Below are 17608 nucleotides of genomic sequence, written 5' to 3' on the forward strand. Positions count from 1 at the left end.
GCTTTTTGCGCCCTGCCCTTTGCGCCGATGCGCCGAACGGCTATCCGTCAGCGCCAAAATGAGGGCGCCGCGCTGGCGCTGCGGATTCATCCTGGCGTAACATCGCGCCGCGTAGGAGGGCGAGCATGAGGGCATTGTTTAAAAAGGCGGCCGGCGCCGCGATTTCCGTTTCGGCCCTCGGCCTGATGGCCGCGCCGGCATCGGCGCAGGTCTTTTTCTATCCGCCGGACCATCGCGGTCCGCCCGTGACCGGTGCCGAACCGGGACTGTTCGTCCCGTCCATGCCCGACGCACAACCGGCCGATACCCGCGCCAATTTGATCTGGAACCTGCGATCGGCGCTCAACGTCGCCGCGCTCAACTGCCAGTTCTGGCCGACGATCGACGCGGTCGACAATTACAACAACATCCTGCTCCACCATGCCGACGAGCTCGCCGCCGCCTATGAAGGCCTGAAGGCCTATTTCCGCCGGGTTTCCGGCAACCAGTGGCAATCGCGCATGGATGAATACACGACGTCGATGTACCAGAGCTACGTCCTGGTCGGCGCTCAGCGCAGCTTCTGCCATGCCGCCGCCGAAACGGCCCGCGACGCCCTGTCACAGCCCAAGGGGCAGCTTTACGTGACCGCACAGAACCGGATGCGCCAAATGCGCAACAGCCTGACCAGCTATGCCGATGCGACGCTGCCGCCCAACCAGCCGGTGCCGCTGCCCGCCCTGCCCCGGCTAGACGACGCCTGCTGGCGCGGGGACAGTTACAACACACGGCGTTGCTGACCTTGCATATTGAGGCGGGCACTTCCATCCCGCCCGCATGACCGGACCCGTCCACCACCGGCTCGATGTCTCGCGCCTTCTCGTGCCCGGGCGCGGCGTGGCGCGTATTCCGCATCTCGAGGCGTTCCTGCCCGAGATCGAGGAGGTACGCCGCGCGGCCGCCCCCGCGGATGACACCGACGCCATCGCCGGATGGGGGTTCAAACCGACAGCGAAACGCGCGCGTGCAATGGCCGCCGAAAAGGACCTGCCCTATATCGCGCTGGAGGACGGTTTCCTCCGCTCGATCGGGCTCGGCGAAGCGGGAACGCCCAGCCTCTCGCTCGTCGCAGACGATCTCGGCATCTATTATGACGCACGCCAGCCGTCGCGGCTGGAAGCGCTGCTCGAACTGGGCGGCTGGCAAACGGACGAATTGCTGGCGCGCGCCAAGGCCGCGATGCAGCGGATCGCCGAGACGGGCCTCGGCAAGACCAATGCCTCCCCGCCCCTACCGACCGATGCGCTACCGCCAAGCGACATGCGACGTATCCTGGTCGTCGATCAGACCGATGGCGATGCGTCGATCGTTGGCGGCCTTGCGGACGCCGACAGCTACCGCCGGATGATCGAAGCGGCGCGGCGCGACGAGCCCGATGCCGAAATTATTGTGCGTCGCCATCCCGTCGTCGCGGCAGGTATCAAGAAAGGCTGCATCGCCGATGACGCGTTGGAGAGTTGCACATTGCTCGACATCGATGCTCGTGCCTCAGACATCATCGATCACGTCGACGCCGTCTATTGCGTGACGAGCCTGATGGGGTTCGAGGCGTTGATGGCGGGCAAACCCGTCCGCTGCTTCGGCATGCCCTTTTATGCCGGCTGGGGCGCGACGCATGACGAGATCAGGTGCGAGCGGCGCACCGCAAAACGCTCGGTCGGCGAGATTTTTGCCGCCGCCTATCTCCTCTACACGCGCTATATCGATCCGATCACAGGGCGGCCGAGCGATCTCGAATCGACGATCGAGCGGCTGCTGCACTGGCGCGAGATTGCGGACGCCAATGCCGGGCACAGCGCCGCCATCGGCTTTCGCCCCTGGAAGCGCGCCGCCGTCCGCAACGCGCTGTCGGGGCCGCGCAGTTCGATCCGCTTTCACGGCAGCGTCCACAGCGCGGCACGCGATGCCGAAGCAAAGAACGGCCGTGTCGTCATCTGGGCGGGCAAGGAAACCGAGCAGGTGCGGCAGGATCTGGGGCGGTCGGGCACGCCGGTGTGGCGTATGGAGGACGGGTTCGTCCGCTCCCGCGGCCTCGGTTCGGATTTCCACCTGCCTGCTTCGATCGTTCTCGACAACGAAGGCATCTATTTCGACCGGCATCAGCCTTCGCGGCTCGAAACGATCCTCGAAACGCACGATTTTACGACCGAAGAGCGCGAACGCGCCGCCGCGCTGCGCAAGGCGCTCGTCGCGGCAAAGGTCAGCAAATACAATGTCGGCCGCGACCCCGAGCTGCAAAAACCCGAAGGCAAGACGATGCTGCTCGTCGTCGGGCAGGTCGAGGACGACCGGTCGATCGAACGCGGCACGTCCGACATCGCGACGAACCGGGCGTTGCTGGAAGCCGCCCGCGCCGACAATCCCGACGCGCATATCGTGTACAAGCCGCATCCCGATGTCGAGAGCGGCAACCGGCGCGGGATCGTCGAGGCCGATGTCATCGCGCGCCATGCCGATGCTGCCGCGCACCATGCCGATATCGCCGCCTGTCTGGACGCCGCCGATGAACTGGCGACGATGACGTCGCTCGCGGGGTTCGAGGCGCTGATGCGAGGCAAAGGGGTGCACGTCTATGGCGGCCCCTTCTATGCCGGATGGGGGCTGACCCAGGACCGGTTGCAGTTCGACCGCCGTACACGGCGCCTGACGCTCGACGAACTCGTTGCCGGGACGCTGATCCACTATCCGCGCTATATCCACCCGCCGACGGGCCTGCCCTGCACGCCCGAAGAGGTCGTCGCCTGGCTGACCGGTGATGCGCCCGCTCCCGGCCATCGCCGCTGGCGCTGGGCCCGGGCGCTTTGGTCGAGCGTCAGTGGGGCGCGGCCGGCGCGATACTAAGCCCCTCTCCCATCGGGAGAGGGTTGCGCAGACTTGGCAGCTTGCTGCCTGGTCGAAGCTGGGTGAGGGGATCGCACCTGTCGATAGCGCGTAGCCCCTCATCCAATTGCGCCTAGTTCGCAGCGCTCAAAGGCTTCATATCCTTCTCCCGATAGGAGAAGGCTTCAGGGAATCCCCAGCAGCTTGTGCGTCTGCAGGCTGAGCCGCCATTGCGGATGCGCCTCGACATAGGCGATTGCGGCGGCGCGCGCCTTGTCGCCTTCGGCGCAATCCATCGGCTGGATCAGGAAATGACTGAAATTCCAGCCCAGAAAGCCGGTCGGATCGATGCCGACCTGCGGCCAGACCAGTTTGAGCTCGTCGCCGGATCGCAGAACGACCTCGCTCCCTGCCTTCGGGCTGATGCAGAGCCAATCGATGCCTTTGGGCGCCTCGATCGTGCCGTTCGATTCCACCGCGATCTCGAACCCCTCGCCATGCAAGGCTTCGATCAGTGGCGCATCGAGCTGGAGCAGCGGTTCGCCGCCTGTGCAAACGACATAAGCGCGCTCGCGATCCTCGCCCCATAGAGCCGCCACCTTCGCGGCCAGCGCCCGAGCGTCGTAACGCCCGCCATTCTCGCCATCCATGCCGACGAAATCGGTATCGCAGAACCGGCAGACGGCCGTGGCCCGGTCCTCCTCGCGCCCCGTCCACAGATTGCACCCGGCAAAGCGCAGGAACACCGCGCGCCGCCCCGCCTGCATGCCTTCGCCCTGCAGGGTCGGGAAGATTTCCTTGACCGCGTAGCTCATGGGCTTGCCGCGTAGTCGGTAGGATCGGCCAGCCCGGCCTCGGCGAACCCCTTGCACCGCAATCGACAGCTGTCGCACAGGCCGCAATGTTGCCCCGACGGCGCGGGATCGTAGCAGGACCAGCTCATCCCCGCATCGAGACCGAGCCGATCGGCCTCGCGCGCGATATCGGCCTTCGTCATGTCGATCAGCGGCGTGTGCACGGTGAACCGGTCGCCCTCGACGCCCGCCTTGGTCGCGAGGTTCGCCATGTCCTCGAAGGCATAGATGAAATCCGGCCGGCAGTCGGGATAGCCCGAATAGTCGAGCGCATTGACGCCGATGAACAGGTCGCGCGCGCCCACCGCTTCAGCCCAACCAAGGCACAGCGACAGAAAGATCGTGTTGCGCGCGGGGACATAGGTGATCGGAATCGCGCCCTTTTCGACCCCATCCTTCGGCACATCGATATCGGCGGTCAGCGCCGAACCGCCGAATTGCGACAGGTCTAGCGGCAGGACGACATGGCGCTCGGCCTCCAGCGCTTCGGCCACGCGCGCCGCCGCCTGCAGTTCGATCCTATGCCGCTGGTTGTAATCCACGGTCAGCGCGAAGAGCCGATAGCCCGCCTCGCGCGCCAGCCCGCCGACGACCATCGAGTCGAGCCCGCCCGAAAGCAGCACCACCGCCATTTTATCGCCGTTCGTCGTCATGCGCGCCGAGCTATGGCCGAACGGGCGGCCGCGCAAGGACGGCCCAAACAAAAAGGCCGCTCCGAAGAGCGGCCCAGTAGAGGCCTTACGGCCTGCTAGGGAGGAAAGCGTGCCCAAGTCCGGCACGCACCCCTTCTAGCGATACCATGGTAAAGATCGCGTTAACCGGTTTACGCTTTTTTAGCCGCAAGCGCCGGTCCGGCGCGCTTCGTAATAATTGTGGAACGGCGCGCCGCCGCTGATTCCCTGCGTATCGATGCGGGCGAGCCGCGGCGTTTCGACATTGAGTTGGGTCTGGCCCCAGACGCCCCCGCCGCATTCGTAGCGCACGGTCACGCTGTTGCTCGTGCTGCCGAGCGTACGGCGCTGGCAGTTTCGCGTCTGGTGCTGGATCTGGAGCAATTGCTCGGCCGTGCGGATACAGATGCTGCGGCCCGCGCCCGATCCGCCGGTCGAGCGCAGCTGCCACATGCCAAGCTGGAGCGACGACAGCGCGGACGGCGCCTGCGCAACGGCGGGAGCGGCCAGCGCCGCCGCGCCAATCGCGCTCCAGAGCATCTTTCGCACCAGGTTCATCATATTCTCCCCGGGACACAGCCCCCGCCAGTTCGTCCACATTTGTAGCCGAAACAAGGTGAACCGGTGGTGAAAGGGCCGATCAGGCTTCGATTTCAGACAGTTCGATAGGGAAGGCTTTCGAGCAGAATTCGCAACTCACGCGAATCACCCCGTCATCATCGGCCATTTCGGCGCGTTCCTCGGCACCGAATTTGCCGATCACGTCGCGAATATGCGCGTCGTCGCACCGGCACCCCTTGGAAAAGGCGATCCGCGGCAGGACGCGCACCTCTTCCTCGTCATGATAGAGGCGCCAGACCAGTGCCTCCAGTTCGATTGCCGGATCGATAAGCTCCTGCCCGGTCACGGTCTCGGCCAATGTGCGGACATGGCCCCATTCGGGGTGATCGAGGCGCACGTGCAGCCGCTCGCGTCCCTCCTCGCCATCGGGCAAGTGCTGGAGCAGCAGCCCGCCGGCCAGATAGCGCCCATCGGCTTCGGCCACCTCGACGCGAACGAGGCTCGGAATCTGCTCCGACTGGACGAAATAATGTTCGAGCGCATCGGCCAGCGAATCGCCTTCGAGCGGCACGATGCCCTGATAGCGCTCGCCGGTTGCCGCCTGGTCGAAGGTGATGGCGAGATAGCCCTTGCCGAACAATGCGAAGAGCGATGGGTCCGCTGGCGCTTCGGCCAGCTTGTCCGGATCATGGCGGACATAGCCGCGCATCTCGCCGCCATGATAATCGGCGACGAGCAGGTCGACGAGGCCGTTCTCGGTCTGCGCCTGCATCGTCAGCTGCCCGCCCGCTTCCTTCAACGTCGTGCCGAGCAATGCGGCCGTCACCAGCGCTTCGGCGAGCAATTTCGCGATGGCGGGCGGATAGGCGTGGCTGGACAGGATTTCGTCGAGCGCCGGGCCGAGCCGGACGACGCGCCCGCGCGCGTTGAGCGACGGTATGGTGAATACCAGCGCGCTATCGAGTTGGTCGGCTTCGCTCATGGTCGCTCGCTCAGCCGATCTGCCCAAAGCACCAGCGCAGGATCGCCTTTTGCGCGTGGAGCCGGTTTTCGGCTTCATCCCAGATCACCGATTGCGGGCCGTCGATGACTTCGGCGGACACTTCCTCGCCGCGATGCGCTGGCAGGCAATGGAGGAACAGCGCATCGGGCTTGGCACGGCCCATCAGATCGGGCGTCACGCGATAGGGCTCGAGCGCCGCAAGCTTCGCCTCGCCGCCCTCCTGGCCCATCGAGATCCAGGTATCGGTCACGACAACATCGGCATCCGCCACCGCCTCTTCGGCGCTGCGATGGATCGACACCTCGCCACCGCGATCCCGGGCCGCATCGACAATATCGGCAGGCGGTTCAAGCGCTTCGGGACAGCCCACGGCAACCGAAAATTTCAGCAGACTTCCCGCCTCGATGATCGAGGTCAGAACATTGTTTCCGTCGCCGAGCCAGGCCCATTTTGTGCCCGCCAGCCGGCTGCGATGTTCAAGCACGGTCAGCATATCCGCCATGATCTGGCAGGGATGCGACCGGTCGGTCAGCCCGTTGACCACCGGGACATCGGCATATTCCGCGAGCTCGACGATCTTCGCATGATCGTCGGTCCGCAGCATGATCGCATCGACATAGCGCGAAAGGACGCGCGCCGTATCGGCCACCGTCTCGCCGCGGCCGAGCTGCATCGAACCGGAATCCATCACCATGGATGTGCCGCCAAGCTGGCGGATCGCCATGTCGAAGCTGGTGCGCGTACGCGTCGAATTCTTCTCGAACACCATCGCCAGCACATGATCGGCCAGCGGCGCGCCTTCGTCGACCGCACCCCGGGGCTGGCCCGCACGCGCCTGCTTCGCGACCAGCGCATCGTCGAGGATCGCGGCGAGCGTATTGCCGTCGAGATCGGCAAGATCGAGGAAATGCCGGGTCATGACTCGGGCACCTCATATTCGTCCGCCGCCGCCGACAGCCGCTGGATGAATTCGGAGACATGCTCCTCGGTAATGTTGAGCGGCGGCAGCACGCGGAAGACATTGTCGGCCGCAGCCACGGTCAGCAGCCCCTTGGTGCGCAGATAGGTCACGAAGGGACGGCTATCGACCTTCATCTTGACGCCGAGCATCAGCCCCATGCCGCGCACGCTCTCGAAAAGCTCGTCGTGATTGGGGATCATCTGTTCGAGACCCTGCCGCAGCCGGTCGCCCATCGCCTTGACGTTGTCGAGGAACCCAGCCTCGAGAATGACGTCGAGCACGGCCTCGCCCGCCGCCATCGCCAGCGGCCCGCCGCCATAGGTCGATCCGTGCGTGCCGATGACCATGCCGGCCGCCGCTTCCTCGGTCGCGAGGCACGCGCCGAGCGGGAAGCCGCCGCCGATGCCCTTGGCCGAAGCCAGGATATCCGGCTCGATGCCATATTGCTCATAGGCGAAATAGGTGCCGGTCCGGCCATAGCCGCACTGGACCTCGTCGAGCACCAGCAGCATGCCGTTGGCATCGGCGAGTTCGCGCAGGCCGCGCAGGAATTCGAGGCTCGCCGGGCGGATGCCGCCCTCGCCCTGAATCGGCTCGACGAGGAAGCCGGCCGTAGCGTCGTCAATCGCCGCCTCGGCGGCCTCCAGATTGTCGAACTCGACCGTCTGAAAGCCCGGTAGCACCGGCTCGAACCCGTCGATCATCTTTTCCGACCCGGCAGCGCTGATCGTCGCCATGGTGCGGCCGTGAAAGGACGCCGAAAAGGTGATGAGCTTCTTGCGCTTCGGATTGCCCTTGGCGACATGGTAGCGGCGCGCCGTCTTGATCGCGCATTCGACAGCCTCGGCGCCCGAATTGGTGAAGAATACGGTATCGGCAAAGCTGTTGTCGACGATCCGTTGAGCAAGATGCTCGCCCTGCGGCGAACCGTACATGTTCGACACATGCATCAGCGTCGCCGCCTGGTCCTGGATCGCCTTGGTCAGGTGCGGATGGTTGTGGCCCAGAATGTTGACCGCGATGCCGCTCGCGAAATCGAGATACTTCTCGCCCTCCTCGCCATAGAGATAGACGCCCTCGCCTCGCACCGGCCGCACCGGACCTCTGGGATAGACGGGCATGAGCGGCGTGATCGACATCGAACGGATCCTTCTTTTCGCAATCGGCAGAAACGCAAAAAGGCGGCCCGATTGGCCGCCCTCAGCTAAAAACCGGTTATACCGGCGTGCCCGGTGCCGCGTCAATCCGCGGCCGGGGCGATGTCGGGCTCTTCCGGCACCTGTCGCAGCACAACGAACCAGACGATCGCCAGCGCGGCGAAGGCCAGTACCGCAGCCAGCGCCCAGGACGCGCCGGGAAAGCCTGCCTCGGCACCGCTCGCCAGCGTCTGCGTCAGGATCAGCGGGCCGAGGATCGCCGCAAGGCTTCCCATCGCCGCGACGCCCCCTTGTAGCGCACCCTGTTCGGACGGGCCGACAAGCTGCGTAAGCACGGCGTTCATCGACGGAAAGACGAGACCCTGCAGCGCCACCGCGACGATGATCGCAAACACCATCCATCCCGGCGGGCCGAAGGCATAGGCGGCAAAGCCGATCGCGCCCGATGCGAGACCCCAGACGATCGTCCGTTGCTCGCCTATCCTTCTGATGAAGCGGCCCGTGAGGAAGACCTGTACGAATGCCATGCTGAGTCCCGACACCGCCAGCGTCGCGCCGATGATCCCCTCGGTCCAGCCATATTGCAGCTTCGCCCAGAAGGCCCAGCTCGCCGGATAGATCTGGTGCGCGAACTGCCAGAGGAACCAGGCGGCGAGCAGCGGAAAGGCGATCCTGTGCGCGGCGAGCGGCTTGAACGAGCCGAGGACATTGGCCTCGCGCCATTTGAACGGCCGGCGATTTTCGGGTGCCAGCGATTCGGGCAGCAGGAAGGCGATCGCCAGCACGTTGAGCATTCCGAGCACGACCACGGCGTAAAAGGGCACGCGCGGCCCGAACTCGCCGAGCAACCCGCCGAGCGCCGGGCCGATGATGAAGCCGAGCCCGAAGGCGGCCCCCATATAGCCGAAGGTCTCGCCGCGCTTCTCAGGCGGCGTCAGATCGGCGATCAGCGATCCGACCGGACCGTAGGTCGCGCCCGCGATCCCGGCGATGGCGCGGCCGAGGAACAACCATGCGATCGTCGGCGCCGCGGCCATCAGCGCATAGTCTATGGTGAAGGCCGTCAGCGAGGCGAGCAGCACCGGCCGCCGCCCGAACCGGTCCCCCAGCCGCCCCATCACGGGCGCCGCGAAGAACTGCGTCAGCGCAAAGACGACCAGCATATAGCCCGCGATCCGCGTCGCCTCCGCAAAGGTCACATCGCCAAGCTCGACGATCAGCTGCGGCAGCACCGGGATGACGATCCCGAAGCCGATGGTATCAAGTAACAGGGCGCACAAGGCGATCGGAATGGCGCGGTGGGAAAAATGCATGCCAGTCCCCTTTCGTGCCGCCGCAATGCACACGGCAACCCGCAAGGGTCTTGTACGGACGTTACCTCGGCGCCGCTAGTTCTTGATCTTCCACCCGCGGCTGAGCAGCCCGTAGCACAGGGCACAAAGCGCCACATTGACGCCCAGCATCACGAAAATGCCCGTGGTCACATGCGAATCCGCGACGCCGATAAAGCCGTAGCGGAAGCCGGAAATAACGTAGAAGAACGGGTTGAACTCGCTCACCGTCTGGAACATCGGATCGAGCCGTTCGATCGTGTAGAAGGTGCCCGAAAGCAGCGCGAGCGGCTGGACGACGAAATTGGTGACGGCGGCGGCGTGATCGAACTTTTCCGCCCAGATCGACGTCAGCACGCCGAAAAAGGCGAGCATCGCCGACCCCATGAGCCCGAAATAGAGCACCGCCCAGGCGTGGTGGATCGAAACGTCGATCCCCCAGAGCCACATCGCCACCCAGACGGTGACCCCGACGCATATCGCGCGGGTAATCGCCCCGCCGACGATCGCGATCAGCATTTCCAGCGTCGAGAGCGGCGGCATCAAATAATCGACGATCGTTCCCTGGATCTTGCCGACGAGCAGCGAGAAGCTGGAATTGGCGAAGGCGTTCTGGATCATCCCCATGACGATCAACCCCGGCGCAAGGAACGTATTGAAAGGCACGCCGAGGATTTCGCGGTCGCCCCGGCCCAGCGCGACGGTGAAGATCACGAGAAACAGCAATGTCGTGATCGCCGGTGCCCAGATCGTCTGCAGCTGCACCTTGAAGAAACGCCGAACCTCCTTAATGTAAAGGGTGCGAAAGCCTCCCCAATTGACGAATGGGATTACCGGTTCGCCCGGCCGGGGCAGCGCACGAGATTTTGGTTGTTCGGACATTGCGGTTGCGGCTATCGGCTGCGCGCCGCGCTGGCAAGCCGAGCGGATCGATGAGAAGGAATTATTGATGGCCTGGACCGACGAACGCATCGACCAGCTGAAGAAGATGTGGGCCAAGGGAATGACCGCGAGCCAGATCGCCGACGAACTCGGCGGTGTCAGCCGCAACGCCGTGATCGGCAAGGCGCATCGCCTCGGCCTCAAATCGCGCCCCTCCCCGGTGAAGGCCAAGGAGGCGAAGCCGAAAAAGGCTGCGGCCAAGAAGAAAGCCGCGCCCAAGGCCAAGCCCGCACCGAAACCGGCTCCGGCCGCGGCGCCCAAGGAAGAGAGCAAGGCGGAAAGCGCCGCACCGGCCGCTCCTGCTCCGGCACCCGCTCCCTCGCAGCCGCAATATCGCTCGATCGGGCCCGGCGGCTTTACGCGTCAGTCGCCCGGCGATCAGGCACCGCTACCCCCGGCTCCCCCGCGCCGGCTGGTCCCGGCCAAGCTCGATCCCGAATATGAGGACAAGACCGGGCTGCTCGATCTGACCGAAAAGATCTGCAAATGGCCGATGGGCCATCCCGGCGAACCCGATTTCCATTTCTGCGGCGAGCCGATCAACCCCGGCTTCCCCTATTGCGTCGAACATTGCGGGCGCGCCTTCCAGGCGCAGATGCCGCGCAAGGACCGCCGCCCGCCGCCCCCGCTTCCCTTTGGCGGCCCGCGGGTGCGTTGATGGTTTGAACGGACCTTAGTCAGACGCAAACTAACCAGCGTCATTGCGAGCGCAGCGAAGCAATCCAGAGCCATTTGGCGCATCGATTGCAACTCTGGATTGCCGCGTCGCCTTCGGCTCCTCGCAATGACGTCTCAATCTGAGCCGATCACTGCTCCAGCTTCGACAGCACCGCGACATTCATGCCGCCCGGCGCCTCGCTGAAATAGATGCGTTCGCCGTGCATATCCATCGGCCCTTGCACGGCGAGGCCGTTGGCCTTGGCCTGTTCTGCATAGGCATCGGCATTGTCGACGACGATGTGGAGCATGATACCTTCGGGCATTCCCTCGCCCGCCGTCCAGATTTCCGTCCAGCTCGCTTCGCCAGCGGGGAAGACGGCGCCTGAAAAGCCATCTCCTTCTCCGCCGCCCATGTCGCGCTCGGCGAATCCCCAACCGGAATCGCCGAAAAAGCCCTGAAGCGCCTTCGCTTCGTCGAACGGCTTCACCGTACAGAACCTAATGCCAAGAACCGTCATATCCTCACTCCCGCTATGCACCGCCCAGCATATTCTTGGCCGCCACGCCCTGCCAAGGGCGCAAATCGCATTGACGCGCCAGTGACCGGCTTGGCAAAGCAAGCACCATGAAACGTTCGACCGGACAGGATCGCGAAAAGACGCGCCATTGGCGCCCCGCCACGCAGGCGGTGCGCGGCGGCACGGCGCGGTCCGAATGGGGCGAGACGTCCGAGGCGATCTTCCTGACTTCGGGCTACGCCTATGATTGCGCGGCCGATGCCGCAGCGCGCTTTGCCGGCGACCAGCAGGGCATGACCTATTCGCGCCTCCAGAACCCGACCGTGGAGATGCTGGAGCAGCGGATCGCGCTGATGGAGGGCGCCGAGGCGTGCCGTTGTCAGGCGAGCGGCATGGCGGCGATGACGGCGGCGCTTTTGTGCCAGCTCGAAGCGGGCGACCATATCGTCGCCGGCCGCGCGGCCTTCGGGTCGTGCCGCTGGCTCACCGATACGCTGCTGCCGAAATTCGGGATCGAGACAACGACCGTCGACGCGCGCGACCCCGACCTGTGGAAGTCCGCCATCCGGCCGGAAACGAAGCTGTTCTTCTTCGAAACCCCTGCCAACCCCACCATGGATGTCGTTGATCTGAAAGCGGTTTGCGAAATCGCAAAGGAACGCGACATCCTGACGGTGGTCGACAACGCCTTTGCGACAAGCGCTCTGCAGCGCCCGCTCGAATTCGGCGCCGATATCGTCGCCTATAGCGCCACCAAGATGATGGACGGCCAGGGCCGCGTCCTCGCCGGCGCGGTCTGCGGCAGCGAGGATTTCATCGAGAACACCCTGCTTGCCTTCACCCGCAATACCGGCCCGACGCTGTCCGCATTCAACGCATGGGTGGTGCTCAAGGGGCTCGAAACGCTCGACCTGCGCATAAGGCGGCAGAGCGAAAATGCGCTCGAAGTCGGCCGCTTCCTCGAAAGCCGCGTGCCCCGGATCAATCATCCGGGTCTGCCGAGCCATCCGCAGCACAATCTCGCGATGAGCCAGATGGACGCGGCGGGGCCGATCTTCTCCTTCTATCTCGATGGCGGACGGAGCCAGGCGCATGGTCTGCTCGATGCGCTCGAACTCGTCGATATTTCGAACAATATCGGCGATTCGCGCAGCCTGATGACCCACCCTGCTTCGACCACGCATAGCGGCCTCAGCGAAGAGGTCCGTGCCGAAATGGGAATCGAGGAAGGCATGCTGCGGATCAATGTCGGCTTGGAGGACCCACAAGACCTGATCGACGACCTCGACGGGGCGTTGAAGGCGGTCGGGCTGTGAACGCCTTTTTCCCCTATGCCGCCCGGACGCGCGATGTGATCGTGCGGGTCGCGGTCAGCTTCCTTCCCGAACAGTCGGAACTGGATAAGGGCCGCTGGTTCTGGGCCTATCACGTCCGCGTCGAAAATGCGGGCAACGCGCCGGTCCAGCTGCTGACCCGGCACTGGCTGATCACCGACGGCGACGGCGTCCGGCACGAGGTGCAGGGCGAGGGCGTGATCGGCGAGCAGCCGATGATCGCGCCCGGCGAAACCTTCGACTACGTGTCCGGTTGTCCGCTCACCACGCCCACCGGCGAGATGGAGGGCAGCTACCATATGATCAGCGAGAGCGGCGAGACCTTCGACGCCGTCATCCCCTGCTTTCCCCTGGCCGGACCGGCGGTCACGCAATGAAGCGTACCCTTCTCCCGCTGAACGGACTGCGCGTGTTCGACGCCGCGGCACGGCATCTCTCCTTCACCCGCGCCGCCGACGAACTCGCGGTGACGCCGGCCGCCGTCGGCCAGCAGATTCGCGCGCTCGAGGATACGCTCGGCGTCGTCCTGTTCCGCCGCACCCCCAAGGGGCTCGAACTGACGCCCGAAGGCGAACGCGGACTCGACGCCTTGCGCGCGGGTTTCCTGCAGTTCGAGGACAGCGTTCGCGCGATGCGGCAGGGCCAGTCGTCGAATCGGCTGACGATCGCCGCGCCGCGCGATTTCTCCCGTTACTGGCTGCTCCCGCGCCTCGCCGACTATGCCAAGAGCGACGGCGATCTGCGGTTTCAGCTGATCGCGGCAGACGAGCCGCTCGATTTCACCGAGGCCAATCTCGATCTCGCCATCCGTTTCGTCGACGGGCCGGGCGAGCTCCAGGGCGTTCGACTGGGCGATCCGGAAGCGGTGTGGGTCGGCGAAGGCGACCTTCTCTGTTGGGAGGGAGGCAAGGCCGAGGAAATCCGCCTGATCGTCGGCGATGCGGGGCTCGCCATGGAGGCCGCGCGCGCAGGTATGGGCCGAGCGCGCGTTCCGCGGCTGCTGGCCGAGGCGGCCGGGGTAGAGATCGGCGAAACCGAACCGGCACAACGCGCCTATTGGATGATGGCACCGCTTCCGCAATGGCGACAGCAGAAGGTCCGCCAGCTGGTCGCCGCGCTGACCGGCTGATGGCCGACCTGCCGACATTCCGGACCGGCCGCCTCGTCCTGCGCCCACTCGCCGTCGACGATGCCGAGGCAATGCATCACTTCTTCTCCGACGAAGAAGCAATGCGCTATTGGTCGAGCGGACCGCACGATACGCTCGATCAGACGCAAGACTATGTCCGCATCAATGCCACCGATCCCAAATATCGAAGCTGGGCGACGACGTTGAAGGGGGGCGAGGCGCTGGGATGGGTCGTGCTGATTCCGGGACGCGAAGGCGTGGCCGAACTCGGCTACAATTTGCGCCGCTCGGAATGGGGTAAAGGGTATGCTTCGGAAGCGGTCGCCGAAATCATCCGCCACGCTTTCGAGAACGGCGGCTATCGACGGTTGGTAGCCGATACCGATCCGGACAATCATGGATCGAATGCGCTGCTCGAAAAGCTCGGCTTTCAGCGCGAAGGCTATCTACGCGAGGAATGGGAGACGCATATCGGCATCCGCGACAGCATCCTCTGGGGGCTGTTGAAGCGGGAGTGGGAAGCGCTCTAGGCGTCGATGGCGTCCTCTTCCAGCGTCGCCGCATTGTCCTGGATGAACTGGAAGCGATGCTCGGGATGCTTGCCCATCAGCCGGTCGACCAGGTCCTTGACGCCGGCCTGCTGCTCATAGGCGGCGGGGAGCTTCACACGGAGTAACGACCGCGTTTCCGGGTTCATCGTCGTCTCGCGTAGCTGTTGCGGGTTCATCTCGCCGAGGCCCTTGAAGCGCGCTACCTCGACCTTCTTGCCCTTGAACACCGTCTCCTCGATCTTCGCGCGCTCGGCCTCGTCCTGGGCGTAGAGGCTCTTGCCGCCTGCTGTCAGGCGGTAGAGCGGCGGGCGGGCGAGGAAAAGGTGATCGGACTTCACGATCGCGCTCATCTCCTGAAAGAAGAAGGTCATCAGCAGCGTCGCGATATGCGCGCCGTCGACATCGGCGTCGGTCATGATGATGATACGCTCGTAGCGCAGGTCGTCGGGGCTGCAATGGTCTCGCGTTCCGCAGCCGAGCGCCTGAATGATGTCAGCGATCTCGCTGTTCGCCCCGATCTTGGCAAGGGTCGCCGAGGCGACGTTGAGGATCTTGCCGCGGATCGGCAGCACGGCTTGCGTCTTGCGGTCGCGCGCCTGTTTGGCCGAGCCGCCGGCGCTGTCGCCTTCAACGATGAAGAGCTCGGTGCCCTCTGGGCCGGCTTCGGAACAGTCGGTCAGTTTGCCGGGGAGGCGCAGCTTGCGCGCGCTGGTCGCGGTCTTGCGCTTGACCTCCTTCTCGGCCTTGCGGCGCAGCCGCTCGTCCATCCGCTCCATCGCATAGCCGAGCAGCGCCTTGCCGCGCTCCATATTGTCGGAGAGGAAATGATCGAAATGGTCGCGCACGGCGTTCTCGACGAGCCGCGCGGCCTCCGGGCTCGTCAGCCGGTCCTTGGTCTGGCTCTGGAATTGCGGATCGCGGATGAAGACCGAGAGCATGAGTTCCGACCCGCCGATCGCGTCCTCGGCCGAAATGCCGTTCGCCTTCTTGTTCCCGATCAGCTCGCCGAACGCGCGGATACCCTTGGTCAGCGCGGTGCGCAGCCCAGCCTCGTGCGTGCCGCCGTCGCGCGTCGGGATCGTGTTGCAATAATAGCTGTACGCGCCGTCCGAATAGAGCGGCCAGGCGACCGCCCATTCGACCGAGCCCTGGCCGTCGGGAAAGTCCTGCTTGCCCGAGAAGAAGTCATTGGTCGCGCAAGGCCGCTCGCCGACCTGCTCGGCAAGATGATCGGCAAGGCCGCCCGGAAACTGGAACACCGCTTCTGTCGGCGTGTCGTCCTTGATCAGCGTGGGATCGCATTTCCAGCGGATCTCGACGCCGGCGAACAGATAGGCCTTGGAGCGGGCGAGCGCATGCAGCCGCGCCGGCTTGAACGCCAGCTTGTCGCCGAAAATCTGCGGATCGGGCACGAAGCTCAGCGTCGTGCCGCGGCGGTTCGGCGTGTCGCCAATCTTTTCGAGCTTCGATGTCGGGTCGCCGCGCGAGAAGGTCTGGCGGTAGACCTGCTTGTTCTTCGCGACTTCGACCACAGTATCGGCCGACAGCGCATTGACGACCGACACGCCGACGCCGTGCAGGCCTCCCGATGTCGCATAGGCCTTGTTCGAGAATTTGCCGCCCGAATGGAGCGTCGTCAGGATCACTTCGAGCGCCGATTTCTTCGGGAATTTCGGGTGCGGGTCGATCGGGATGCCGCGGCCATTGTCGGCGATGGTGAGCCTGTTGCCCGGCTCCAGCGTCACCTCGATCCGGCTGGCATGGCCGGCGACCGCCTCATCCATCGCATTGTCGAGCACCTCGGCCGCGAGATGGTGCAGCGCGCGCTCGTCGGTGCCGCCGATATACATGCCGGGGCGACGGCGGACAGGCTCGAGCCCTTCGAGCACCTCGATCGAGGAGGCGTCGTAATCGTCATGCGCGTCTGCGCCCGAATTGCCGGCGAACAGGTCGGTCATGTCAGAAGCTATAGGAATCCGCGGGACTCCGCGCCAGTGCGTTGTCCACTGTTCGATCCTCCCCGGCACGGGGAGGATCGTCACCGCTCAAGCGGCGATTTTTCTCCCACATCCTTCCACGGCTGGCCGACCCAGCGCTTGAACCGGTCGCGAAAGCGCCACAGTGCGGGAACGCGGCGTTCGGCGATGCCGGGCAGGCTCAGCGGATCGAGGCCCTTCCACGGCAGGAACGGGTTGCGGCGCCCATAGGCCCAGATCTCGACGCGCACCGAGGGCCGCGCCGAGGGCCCCCGCGCGTGAAAGCCGAACGTGTCGCCGACGACCAGCGTGTTGGCGGGCACCGCAAACTTGCGCGGCGCCGGAAGGCCGAGCGCGGGCAATTCGTCCTCGCTCACGCGGAACGAGCCCTTGGCAGAAAGCCGGTCCACCTTGCCCTCGACGGCCTTCACGCTCATCTCGCGCTCCCAGGCCAGCCTTTCGGGCGTCAGCCGATGCGAGCCGGGGACGTAGCAGAACGGGCCCTCGTCCTCGGCGACATCGGTCAGGAAGAACCATGCCTTGACCGTCGGGTGAAAGGTATCGGCGTGGAAATGCGTCTGCGGGTCGGGATCGCCGTCATGCGCGTGGCTGACGATCGACTGGATGTAGAGCAAGGGCTCCTGATCGAAGCTCCCGGCATAGCGGATCAGCCAGCGCCAGTCCGGGCGGTCGAGCAGCGCGGCAAGCTCCGGCACCGCCTTCAGCGCCTTGGGGTCGAGCGCGATTCGCCGCGTGATCGTATCGCCCTGCACCATCTCGCGCGCGGGACCGGTAAAGGTGAAGACCGAGGCGCGGAGCTTTTCGAACGCATCGGCAGGCAGAAAATCGCGCTTCTCGACGAACCCATCGCGATCGAAGGCCGCGCGGTCTTCGGCATCGACCTTGCGCCCGATCTTTGTCCGCCGCCGTGCCGCCATGGCGTGCGCGCGCTTCACCCGCCAAGCGTGGAGCCCGCGCGCGTTGAGCCGCCGCGATCCGATCACCGGATTCTTGGAGAAATTCTTCGCGCCCGTGGCAAGCTGCGCCAGCCAGACCGGGGCGAGGAGATAACGGGCGGGGTTCATGGCCGCATTCTAGCCG

General features: G+C 65.1%; 18 protein-coding genes. 7 read left to right on the plus strand and 11 right to left on the minus strand.

The window, feature by feature from the left end:
* The first annotated feature begins 125 nt into the window (after nucleotides 1-125).
* On the plus strand, nucleotides 126-779 hold the full coding sequence (locus Q0139_RS09775) for a hypothetical protein (protein ID WP_298020854.1): 654 nt from the start codon (nucleotides 126-128) through the stop codon (nucleotides 777-779).
* A gap of 37 nt (nucleotides 780-816) precedes the next feature.
* Complete coding sequence (locus Q0139_RS09780; RefSeq protein WP_298020857.1) at nucleotides 817-2880, plus strand: hypothetical protein; 2064 nt, start codon at nucleotides 817-819, stop codon at nucleotides 2878-2880.
* Between the two features lie 164 nt (nucleotides 2881-3044).
* Here the strand turns inward: Q0139_RS09780 and queE are convergent, their stop codons facing one another.
* The 8 genes from queE to Q0139_RS09820 form a co-directional block, all read right to left on the minus strand.
* Entirely contained in the window at nucleotides 3045-3674 is a 630-nt protein-coding gene (gene queE / locus Q0139_RS09785; protein WP_298020860.1) for a 7-carboxy-7-deazaguanine synthase, read from the minus strand.
* The gene (gene queC / locus Q0139_RS09790; protein ID WP_298020862.1) at nucleotides 3671-4366 is read right to left on the minus strand and encodes a 7-cyano-7-deazaguanine synthase QueC; all 696 of its coding nucleotides are present in this window, start codon (nucleotides 4364-4366) and stop codon (nucleotides 3671-3673) included. Before queC ends, queE begins: the two co-directional genes overlap by 4 nt.
* A gap of 180 nt (nucleotides 4367-4546) precedes the next feature.
* Nucleotides 4547-4942, minus strand: coding sequence for a hypothetical protein (locus tag Q0139_RS09795; RefSeq protein ID WP_298020865.1), 396 nt, complete (start codon nucleotides 4940-4942; stop codon nucleotides 4547-4549).
* A gap of 82 nt (nucleotides 4943-5024) precedes the next feature.
* A complete protein-coding gene (locus Q0139_RS09800) occupies nucleotides 5025-5927 on the minus strand; it encodes an Hsp33 family molecular chaperone HslO (RefSeq protein WP_298020867.1) in 903 nt (300 codons plus the stop codon).
* 10 nt (nucleotides 5928-5937) lie between these two features.
* Entirely contained in the window at nucleotides 5938-6867 is a 930-nt protein-coding gene (gene argF, locus Q0139_RS09805) for an ornithine carbamoyltransferase (RefSeq protein WP_298020870.1), read from the minus strand.
* On the minus strand, nucleotides 6864-8048 hold the full coding sequence (locus tag Q0139_RS09810; RefSeq protein ID WP_298020873.1) for an aspartate aminotransferase family protein: 1185 nt from the start codon (nucleotides 8046-8048) through the stop codon (nucleotides 6864-6866). Before Q0139_RS09810 ends, argF begins: the two co-directional genes overlap by 4 nt.
* A 101-nt stretch (nucleotides 8049-8149) precedes the next feature.
* The gene (locus Q0139_RS09815) at nucleotides 8150-9379 is read right to left on the minus strand and encodes a TCR/Tet family MFS transporter (RefSeq protein ID WP_298020876.1); all 1230 of its coding nucleotides are present in this window, start codon (nucleotides 9377-9379) and stop codon (nucleotides 8150-8152) included.
* A 75-nt stretch (nucleotides 9380-9454) separates the two neighbouring features.
* The gene (locus Q0139_RS09820) at nucleotides 9455-10279 is read right to left on the minus strand and encodes an ABC transporter permease (protein ID WP_298020879.1); all 825 of its coding nucleotides are present in this window, start codon (nucleotides 10277-10279) and stop codon (nucleotides 9455-9457) included.
* Nucleotides 10280-10346: 67 nt separating this feature from the next.
* Here Q0139_RS09820 and Q0139_RS09825 point away from each other — a divergent pair, with 67 nt between their 5' ends.
* Nucleotides 10347-10997, plus strand: coding sequence for a GcrA family cell cycle regulator (locus tag Q0139_RS09825; RefSeq protein ID WP_298020882.1), 651 nt, complete (start codon nucleotides 10347-10349; stop codon nucleotides 10995-10997).
* A 148-nt stretch (nucleotides 10998-11145) separates the two neighbouring features.
* On the opposite strand, the gene Q0139_RS09830 is transcribed toward Q0139_RS09825, so the two are convergent.
* On the minus strand, nucleotides 11146-11517 hold the full coding sequence (locus tag Q0139_RS09830; RefSeq protein ID WP_298020885.1) for a hypothetical protein: 372 nt from the start codon (nucleotides 11515-11517) through the stop codon (nucleotides 11146-11148).
* 107 nt (nucleotides 11518-11624) lie between these two features.
* On the opposite strand from Q0139_RS09830, the gene Q0139_RS09835 reads away from it, so the two are divergent.
* Genes Q0139_RS09835 through Q0139_RS09850 form a run of 4 tightly spaced genes read left to right on the plus strand, consistent with a single transcriptional unit; the run spans nucleotide 11625 to nucleotide 14510 of the window.
* A complete protein-coding gene (locus Q0139_RS09835; protein WP_298020888.1) occupies nucleotides 11625-12833 on the plus strand; it encodes an aminotransferase class I/II-fold pyridoxal phosphate-dependent enzyme in 1209 nt (402 codons plus the stop codon).
* Nucleotides 12830-13228, plus strand: a complete 399-nt coding sequence (gene apaG / locus Q0139_RS09840) for a Co2+/Mg2+ efflux protein ApaG (RefSeq protein ID WP_298020891.1) — start codon at nucleotides 12830-12832, stop codon at nucleotides 13226-13228. The genes Q0139_RS09835 and apaG overlap by 4 nt, the downstream gene beginning before the upstream one ends.
* Nucleotides 13225-13980, plus strand: a complete 756-nt coding sequence (locus tag Q0139_RS09845; RefSeq protein WP_298020894.1) for a LysR family transcriptional regulator — start codon at nucleotides 13225-13227, stop codon at nucleotides 13978-13980. Before apaG ends, Q0139_RS09845 begins: the two co-directional genes overlap by 4 nt.
* On the plus strand, nucleotides 13980-14510 hold the full coding sequence (locus Q0139_RS09850; protein WP_298020898.1) for a GNAT family N-acetyltransferase: 531 nt from the start codon (nucleotides 13980-13982) through the stop codon (nucleotides 14508-14510). Before Q0139_RS09845 ends, Q0139_RS09850 begins: the two co-directional genes overlap by 1 nt.
* Here the strand turns inward: Q0139_RS09850 and parE are convergent.
* Nucleotides 14507-16489: a DNA topoisomerase IV subunit B gene (gene parE / locus Q0139_RS09855; RefSeq protein WP_298020901.1), complete on the minus strand. Its 1983-nt coding sequence runs from the start codon at nucleotides 16487-16489 to the stop codon at nucleotides 14507-14509. The genes Q0139_RS09850 and parE overlap by 4 nt on opposite strands.
* A gap of 80 nt (nucleotides 16490-16569) precedes the next feature.
* Nucleotides 16570-17592 (minus strand): phytanoyl-CoA dioxygenase family protein, encoded by a 1023-nt coding sequence (locus Q0139_RS09860; protein ID WP_298020904.1) that lies wholly within the window; start codon nucleotides 17590-17592, stop codon nucleotides 16570-16572.
* Nucleotides 17593-17608 lie beyond the last annotated feature (16 nt).

This window comes from uncultured Parasphingopyxis sp. (assembly GCF_937129435.1).
Classification (GTDB): Bacteria; Pseudomonadota; Alphaproteobacteria; order Sphingomonadales; family Sphingomonadaceae; genus Parasphingopyxis.